Below are 7,046 nucleotides of genomic sequence, written 5' to 3'. Positions count from 1 at the left end.
TCTTACTTTGCCTATCTGAAAAAGTATTATAAAGCTCGACAAATGATAAACTTTGTTATTACACCAATCTGTATTGCAGTTTATATATTTGGATTCTATTTGCTACTACCTTACTTTAAGGATTACTTTTCAAAAGGGTTTTATACTTACATTCTAATTTCAGGTTTTCTTTCTCTTATTTTTGTTATCGCTATTATTATTAAGAGCACAATCAAAGAACAAAGCTTTTTAAGACAATTGCATAAATGATAAAAAATATCAATTTGAAAAAATACGCAAGACAACAACGTATATAGCTCATAGCTAATTAGTTGCTTAAACGAAGTTAAGGCAGATTTGGAAAGTCGCCAAATTTTTAAATTTGACGACTTTCCAATAAAAAAGATAAATAGTATCTCGAAGCGTCGGGATAAAAATCTGGCTTGTGCTTAATCGAAAATAATCGCTAATTTGTACGCTACAAGCCATATACAAAACCGTTAGAACCAAAACTCAAAAAACCTTTCAAACCCCACAACCCAAAAATCAAATCCCTAAAATACCAATCCAACCTAAAGTCTACTGCCTATAGCCTAAAGCTATAATCCACTTCCTCCAAAACCCAATCCACATTAGAATCTACCTTAGGGCTAAACAAATCACGACTCACAGGATAAGTATTCAGCAAACCATCATCAAAAGGCAAATCGATGAGGTCTTGGACATCATTAGCATTAAGACCATCACTCAACCAATCCTGTTCACGATCAGCAGAAAGCAACACTGGTTGGCGGTTCTTTTTATTATGAATTTTAGCAAACAAAGGAGATGCCGATTTAGTCAAAATTGTAAACGTCATCACGCCATCAATAAAAGTGTATAAACCAGCCAAAGACAAAACCTCATCCTGTTGATGCTTAAAATGAAAAGGATATTTTTTTCCCTGGTGCTCGTGCGGTTCAAAAAAACCAGTAACCGGAATAATACAACGTCGGCTTAAAGCCGAACGCTTATAAATAAAATGATCAAACAACTTTTCAGAACGCGCATTCAAACCACCACCATATTTCACCGCTTGCTTATAATAATCCTGAATACCCGAAGCTGATTTATTATCCGGCACAATACCCCAAAGACCAGGAGCAATCACCGAAGGCTCTTCCTGCGGAATCAATAAGAGTTCAGGATGCGCAAAACCATTCAAATGATATTGTGGCTGATCAAACGAATCCCGAAACGCTTCTTCAACCAAACGAACATCATAGCGCTGTTCCAATTGCACCACGCTTTTAGTCTGAGAAGTATGAAAACACATAAATATTCAATTTAAATCTTAAAGATAACATTAACGACTATTTTCCTTTCAAAATTTATAACCCCAATTTCCCAAACGAAAAAATAACAATCCAGCAACTTGCGAACCATACTTCGAGTATTATTGATGGTAATCAATACGACCGAACCTATATATTCAAAGACCAAATCCCGCCTTTTTACAATGATTTATCTGATGAAACCAATCAAGAGATAAAGGAAGTTGTTGACCTTTTCAATAGGAATGAATGGATGCCAATATCTACTTTTATTGAAAATCAATACAGCGAAAATGGAATTTGGTACAACAAAGAAAACTTCTCAACTTACCTTCCCGGAAGTACTTATAAATATAGCAATATGGGCGCTAATATTGCTGCCCTTGTTATTGAAGAAGCAAGTGGTGAGAATTACATTCAATTTGTTCAAAAATACATACTTGACCCCCTTGAAATGAATCAGTCTGGATGGCCTTCAAAAAATTACTACCCTGATTACGTTTCCACATTGTATTGGTATGGATACCCAATACCAGAATATGAACTAATTACTTATGGTGATGGTGGTTTTATGACTAACATCAAAGATTACAGTAAGTTTCTTATTACGATAATTAAAGGGTATAATGGTGAGGATAATATATTAAATACTACTAGCTATGAAGAAATGCTGAAAGATCCAATCTCAGATGATTCTAAGAATGGTGTTTTCTGGAGCGTAGATTCAGAAAAGATTGGGCATAGCGGTAATGATCCAGGAGTGAAATCTCACGCATATTTTTTAAAAAATAATGGAAAGGATATAATCGTACTTGTCGATACATCCAATACAGAAAATGATATGATAGAGGTTAGAGATATATACAGAACGCTTCTAAAATATATGTAGCAATAATAACAGTGGCTAAGCCGTATAAAACAAATTGCTAGTGCAAGCTTACCTACGAAAATCCGATAAGATTTTAAAACACCTGAAATGGTATATACAAATACAGCTTAAATTTAATTATTAACCTGTAGCCATATTCCAGGACGAGACAGTGGAGATAGTCCGTTACTTGTTCCTGATCTAGATTAAGTGGACTACAGTTAAAATATAGGGAGATGTGCGCCAAACAGCGCGCATAGTTGGTGAGGGTGCTCTGGCTTTTACCCGAGAGTTCGACGGAACGCTTGAATTTATAATAGAGCGTTTTAAATTCTGGAAGGGAGAGAATGGCCCGTACAATAAGGGGCTTACTTTTTTTTCATAACTTTAAATATTAGAATTGAATAATACTTAAAGGTAGCCAATCTTGATCTAACCATCACTTGAAGCCAACTTTAGGTTGAGTTCAATAACGCATGTAATTAATTGTTCGTTCTGTGCGCACTCTGTAAATCCTTAGGACTTTCCTTTGGTTCGTTTTCTTTTACTAATTTAGTCCCTGCAACACAACTAATCATATACAACACGTTGGCAATAATTAAACTCGAATGAGATATTTATAAAAATGAATCGTGAAATAATAGATATAAATGATTACACAATCTTATTGGAAGAGGCTTCTACCGATAATAATTTAATAGGTTCATGTTTTTTTGACGAGCCTGTAATAGCTATCGCCTTTTATGGTGCAGGTGATGTTGGTCTTACCGTAAAATTTGATAAAAAAATAAAAGAATTTCATCATACAAAAGGTATGGTTTTATCATTTTACGCTGATGATAAAGTGGAGTTTGAACATCATGTCTCAAGATTGAAACCTCTTCAATGCTTGGTGATAGCGACAACGATTAAAAACATAGACAAATTACCAAGTGAAGAAAGTCAATTTTTAGAAAAATTTCTACATCAGTTAGTACACCCAAAAGATCATTATGTTGAAGGTACTGTATTTAATATGAGCCCAGAAATGTTTCTATTAGTGGAACAATTCTTTAGCAATACTTACGAGGGCGAGATTAAAATGATGTTCTACAAAAGCCATATCACAGCTTTACTTTCTCACTATTTTGGACAATTGGCAAAACAACAAAACATAAAACTAAATATTTCTGAACTAGAAAAAATCAATCTAGCTCAAGAGATTTTATTATCCGATTTAGAGAATCCACCTTCCTTAACAGAATTGGCCAACAGAATTGGAACTAACACCAATAAACTTAAAATAGAATTCAAAGCCCAGTTTGGTGTTCCTGTTTTTAAATACTTACAAAACGAACGATTAAAGAAAGCCTATAATTTAATTAAAAACGAACAAAAAACTATCCAAGAAGCCGCTTGGGCTGTGGGTTATGAAAGTTTAGGTTCTTTCTCTAATGCTTTTGAAAAAAAGTTTGGCTATAGACCTAGCCAAGCTTAAAATTCTTTTCGAATAAACCATAATTCTTTTTGAATAAGTCTCTGGACCTATAGCTACAATAAATTTGTATCATAATTAAAAAACAAAAATTATGAAAACGAACATCTTAGTTATCGGAGGAACTGGGAAAACTGGTCGCCGCGTAGTAGAACAATTACAAAAAAAAGGAATTGAGCCTAGAATTGGTTCAAGAAGCGCATCACCAAGCTTTGATTGGGATAATAAAGACACTTGGGTAAATGTTTTAAATGGCATTGAAAAAATGTATGTTACCTATTATCCAGACCTAGCTGTTCCTGGAGCTAAAGAAGCGATACAGAGTTTAACCTATTTAGCAAAAGAATTAGGAGTTAAAAAAATGGTTTTGCTCTCTGGAAAAGGAGAAACTGAAGCAGAAACCTGTGAAAAAATTGTAATGGATTCTGGAATCGATTATACAATAGTTAGAGCTTCTTGGTTTAACCAAAATTGGAGCGAAAGTTTCTTTTTAGATCCTATTCTTTCTGGAGAAGTTGCATTGCCAATGTCTGATGTTTTAATTCCATTTGTAGACACAAATGATATTGCAGAAGTTGCAGCAACTGTATTACTAGATGATACTTATAATGGTGAAATTATTGAGGTAACTGGTCCAGAATTGTTCACGTTTAAAGATATTGTGAATATCATTTCAAGGACTAGTAACAGAAAGTTAAGCTTCTATGACATCACATTAGAACAGTATATTGATGGTATGAAGCAAATGCAAATACCTAATGATGTTGTTTGGTTAATAGAGTATTTATTTAGTCATGTTTTAACCAATCCAAAGAATCAACTGGTAGTTAATGATATTGAACGAGTTCTAGGCAGAAAAGCAAAAACATTTCTAGAATATGCACAGAAAACTGCTGAAACTGGGATTTGGAACCAAGTTGAAGTCCAATAATTATAGCCATCAACAACGTTTATAAGTAATAGCGATTTGAATTAAAATTCAAATCGCTATTCTTTTTTATTTTGTAATTTACTTTCCGAAAAGTATCGCAAATAAATTCGCTACTACTCATAAAAAATTCGTCCTTTACCGAAATACAGTAAATGAAAATTAAATCCTACATAAAAAAACCTTACCCTTTTTATTACGAAGAATTAAAAAAAGTGCTTTTCATTCTTTGTGCTCTGGCCTTAGTAAGTTTTCTATTTACATATTTATTTGAACCTTTTAATGTAAATGTTTCAGAACACAGAATAAATAGTTTATGGATTGTTGTGTTGCATTCAGTTATTCCAATACCAATTGCTTTCATGTATGTTTTTTTTCTAAATAAATCAGTGAAAAATATTGAAAACTGGACTTTAGGTAAAGAGTTCTTACATTTGGCAGTAATCCTATTTCTTATAGGTCTTGCTAGCTTCCTTATTAGAGATTTTATTTACACTAATCCTGACAATTGGTCTTTTAGATACTTGTGGGAAGAAATTCGGAATACTTTTCTAGTTGGCAGTTTACTTTTGATAATCATTTTACCTCTCAATTTAGAACGATTGATTTACAAACACTCAACCGTTTTACAAAAATTACCAATTCAACAACAAAACACAAAGGAAGTAAATACAATAGCTCAAATTCAAACACCTATCTTGGAAGAAAAATTTGAGTTAGATATCCAAACTTTTCTTTTCGCTAAAGTAGACGGAAACTATCTCGAAATATTTTTCAGTACCTCAAACGGATTTGAAAAATACTTAAAAAGACTAACTTTAAAAGAATTTGACGACCAACTAAATGCTTTTTCTTTCATTTTTAAGGTACATCGCTCATACATTGTAAATCTAAAAGCCATTACATCCATTTCAGGAAATGCCCAAGGCTATGTTCTTAATTTGAAAGAATATACACAAGGAACTATTCCTGTTTCTCGGTCAAGAATTCAAGAGTTTAATCGAATTTATTCGAACAGAAGTAAATAACAACCTTGCATTTCGTCACTTTAGTTTGTCACCTATCACTTGACCAAAAACCACATTCATTTTGTTATTATAGTTGCAAAAAAAACAAGATTTAGTGGATACTACAAAAAGAAGATACGATTTAGATTGGTTTAGAGTAATTGCAATTTTAGCAGTTTATTTTCATCATTTAGGTATGCCTTTCAATGGCGATGGTTTTCATATAATGAATTCCGAATCAAGTAAATTGCTGGATAATATTATGGTCTATTTTGAACAATTTAGATTGCCTTTACTTTTTTTAATATCTGGCACTGGAACAGTGCTTGCATTCTCTAAACGCAATTGGAAAAAGTTTTTTAAGGAAAGAACAAGCAGACTTATAATTCCGTTAATTTTTGGTGTTCTATTTATTGTACCACCTCAAACGTATTATCAGTATATCAATGAATTTAATTCCTATTGTAAGATATATGCTGACGGACGATTTGAAACAAATCATCTTTGGTTTATAGAAAACCTTTATGTCATTTCGATAGTTGCAATACCTTTGATAATTTTTCTTAAATCCCCAAAATCTTATGGATTTAAAAAATGGTTTGAAAAAATGACGTCCTACAAAATAGGGCTACTGTTATTTGGTATTCCGTTAATCATTTCAACCATACTACTGAAAAGATATTATCCAACTGGGTCTTCTTCTTTAACAAACCTTTCCGAAACAACCTTTTACACTTACTTTTTTGTTTCGGGTATTTTATTTGCTAGCTCTCAAACATTTTGGGAAAATCTGAAAAATTTTAGACGCTTTCATTTTATTGTTTTTATTAGTAGTTCAATTTTATTCTATGGTTATTATTTCGTTCCCAATAATATTATTGAACCACATTTAAGCCTTTCTATTAGGTGGGATATTTGGTATGGCTTGTGCTGCTTATTGGGTTGGAGTTTTGTCTTGACCTTATTAGGATATGGTCAAATTCACTTTAACAAACCAAGTTTATGGCTAAAGAAAATGAACGAGGCTATTTACCCATTTTATATTTTGCACCAAACAGCAATTGTAGTTTTTGCATACTACATTGTTCAGCTCGAACTTAATATTCCACTTAAAATATTAATTCTTTTTATAAGTTCATTTCTTGCAATCGTACTTATATATCGTTTTATGATTTATCCCTTCAGAATTACCAGAGTTCTTTTTGGAATGAAAAACAAACCTAAATAAACAACTACCGCCAACAATGCTTATATTTTATTGCTAGTTTCTAGCTTGCTTACGAATATTCCTGCGTAATATTCTATTCGGTTTTTATTTGCTAAATTAGTGAATTAAACACGAAATAAACCATATGCTAAATCGTTGTGCAACATTTTGACCAATGAACTTTCCTGAAATAGGTTGACTAAAAATTAAGCAATTAATTACAGTCACTTATGAAAACACAAAATGAACACTGGCGAAAAAAAAGCTACC

General features: G+C 32.4%; 6 protein-coding genes. 5 read left to right on the top strand and 1 reads right to left on the bottom strand.

Annotation, left to right across the window (positions count from 1 at the left end):
• Window positions 1-565: 565 nt before the first annotated feature.
• Window positions 566-1,294 carry an SOS response-associated peptidase gene (locus tag ITJ86_RS16935; protein WP_195872838.1) on the bottom strand — a complete coding sequence of 243 codons (729 nt, stop codon included), beginning with the start codon at window positions 1,292-1,294 and terminating at the stop codon, window positions 566-568.
• A 2-nt stretch (window positions 1,295-1,296) separates the two neighbouring features.
• Between ITJ86_RS16935 and ITJ86_RS16930 the strand changes: the two genes are divergently transcribed.
• The 5 genes from ITJ86_RS16930 to ITJ86_RS16910 all read left to right on the top strand — a co-directional run bounded on the left by ITJ86_RS16930 (window position 1,297) and on the right by ITJ86_RS16910 (window position 6,797).
• Window positions 1,297-2,181, top strand: coding sequence for a serine hydrolase domain-containing protein (locus ITJ86_RS16930; RefSeq protein ID WP_195872839.1), 885 nt, complete (start codon window positions 1,297-1,299; stop codon window positions 2,179-2,181).
• A 604-nt stretch (window positions 2,182-2,785) separates the two neighbouring features.
• The gene (locus ITJ86_RS16925) at window positions 2,786-3,637 is read left to right on the top strand and encodes a helix-turn-helix domain-containing protein (RefSeq protein ID WP_195872837.1); all 852 of its coding nucleotides are present in this window, start codon (window positions 2,786-2,788) and stop codon (window positions 3,635-3,637) included.
• Window positions 3,638-3,728: 91 nt separating this feature from the next.
• Window positions 3,729-4,565, top strand: coding sequence for an NmrA family NAD(P)-binding protein (locus tag ITJ86_RS16920; protein WP_195872836.1), 837 nt, complete (start codon window positions 3,729-3,731; stop codon window positions 4,563-4,565).
• A gap of 152 nt (window positions 4,566-4,717) precedes the next feature.
• Window positions 4,718-5,590, top strand: coding sequence for a LytR/AlgR family response regulator transcription factor (locus tag ITJ86_RS16915; protein WP_195872835.1), 873 nt, complete (start codon window positions 4,718-4,720; stop codon window positions 5,588-5,590).
• A 73-nt stretch (window positions 5,591-5,663) separates the two neighbouring features.
• On the top strand, window positions 5,664-6,797 hold the full coding sequence (locus ITJ86_RS16910) for an acyltransferase family protein (RefSeq protein WP_195872834.1): 1,134 nt from the start codon (window positions 5,664-5,666) through the stop codon (window positions 6,795-6,797).
• The last annotated feature ends 249 nt before the right edge of the window (window positions 6,798-7,046 follow it).

Source organism: Winogradskyella marina, from assembly GCF_015645385.1.
Classification (GTDB): domain Bacteria; phylum Bacteroidota; class Bacteroidia; order Flavobacteriales; family Flavobacteriaceae; genus Winogradskyella; species Winogradskyella marina.
The sequence above is the reverse complement of the archived record's forward strand: the minus strand, read 5'-3'. Positions and strand labels throughout refer to the sequence as shown.